The organism is Pseudomonas sp. HY2-MNA-CIBAN-0224 (assembly GCF_040310285.1).
GTDB classification, from domain to species: Bacteria; Pseudomonadota; Gammaproteobacteria; order Pseudomonadales; family Pseudomonadaceae; genus Aquipseudomonas; species Aquipseudomonas helleri.
Genome location: NZ_JBEOPQ010000677.1, coordinates 1 through 258 on the forward strand (window position 1 = coordinate 1; position 258 = coordinate 258).

Below are 258 nucleotides of genomic sequence, written 5' to 3' on the forward strand. Positions count from 1 at the left end.
GCGTACAAGCGACGTGGGCGGAATACTTCGTCGCCTCAGCCAACATGATATTTCCTGTGCCCGACAGTCTGAACGATGAGATGGCCGCGCAACTTATCGCGATGCCGCTCAGCGCTCTGATGATGATTGAATTCCTAGAGTTACAACCGGGTCAGTGGGTCATCCATAACGCTGCTAATGGCGCGGTCGGCAAGTCACTTGCGATGCTGGCAGCGGCGCGCGGTATCAAAACCATTAACGTCGTGCGCAATAGTGACG

At 55.4% G+C, this 258-nt stretch carries 1 pseudogene; it reads left to right on the forward strand.

The annotated features are described in order from the left end of the window. Positions 1–56: 56 nt before the first annotated feature. Positions 57–258: pseudogene (locus AAEZ03_RS28025) on the forward strand (zinc-binding dehydrogenase); the annotation flags it as partial.